We start from the raw sequence: 1,110 nt of genomic DNA, 5'->3' as shown, positions 1-1,110 counted from the left end.
GCTAGAGGAGCTCTTTGAAGTTGCTGGAGTGCTCATGAACCAATTACTTCTTCTTTCCGAAACACCCGCGCGGTTGCCTCAGAGTAAATCCAGAGATAGGGGCGACTCCGCATGGTGCGCCGACGATCACGAGAAGGCACGAGGTAGCACTTATTTCCGCCTCGCCTTGGAAGCAATTGCGCTACCACCAATGCAAAGCACTCCAACCACAGTTAACGCGAGACCCAGAATGAAGCCTATACCCGCGCCTATGTTGGCTCCGCCACCGTCGGCCGATGTGACCATATTGAAAAGGCATGATACGAGTGCCAGGACGAGCCCGAAAATAAGAATTACCAAACCAGCGTTGGTCGCAGCCTTCATGCCCACCCCATTCAAGCAGGGTCTCCAGTACCCTCGTAGTGACTTCTACCAAATATGCGTACGGCGCGATAATAGGTGTTGGCTGCCCCCAAACATGCCGTCTCTTGCTGATTCCCGTCCGGGTATGCGGCATCACAGGCGGCCCTAAGGCCATAACGAAGTCGCTGGTCACAAAGCTTACGAGAAAGGTCCGAGGTGCTCGAGTAACAAATATCGTGCGAATCACATGTGGGCCGAAAATTCGCTGCCCCCCAACTGTCCGGCGAATAGCTGCACCCATTAGGGGGTGCGTAGGGGGTTATCTTGTGGTCGCTACCTTGAAGCGCAGATGTAGAATACTCCCATGCATCGATAATTGCATTACCAACGTAGCTATCTTTACTGCTGGCAGAGGAGTCGGCCGTAGCGGGGGTGTCCGTAACAGTTAGATCCGAAAAATCGCTTGAGTTCCAGGTTGCTGTCAGTCCGTCGCGCGTATAACTGTGCTCGGTAGTTTCCGCGTCAGCCCGCGATGGCGCTAGCGCCAACATCAATACGATAATCGTTAACCACGCTAGCACACTCAAAGACAATCTTGTTCGGACCGCTGTATCCGTCACCCCTCCTCACGTTAGGCTTCCTCGGGTGGTTGTGACAACATAGATTGCCGCCCCCGCTGGTAAGTCCGTCCTTTTTGCACGCTTCCACAATATGTGATTGTGTGATACATGTCAACAACGTTGGCCCAGATGGCTACCGGATGGTGAA

1 protein-coding gene is annotated in these 1,110 nt (G+C 53.6%); it reads right to left on the bottom strand.

Features of this window, described 5'->3' with window-relative positions; genetic code table 11:
• Positions 1–374: 374 nt before the first annotated feature.
• Positions 375–893 (bottom strand): phospholipase A2, encoded by a 519-nt coding sequence (locus ACT3SQ_RS19245; RefSeq protein WP_443352271.1) that lies wholly within the window; start codon positions 891–893, stop codon positions 375–377.
• Between the last annotated feature and the right edge of the window lie 217 nt (positions 894–1,110).

Origin of the sequence: Brachybacterium sp. AOP42-C2-15, from assembly GCF_052377065.1 — a bacterium.
Classification (GTDB): domain Bacteria; phylum Actinomycetota; class Actinomycetes; order Actinomycetales; family Dermabacteraceae; genus Brachybacterium.
Note: the sequence above shows the minus strand (reverse complement) of the source record. Positions and strands in the feature narration are given on the sequence as shown.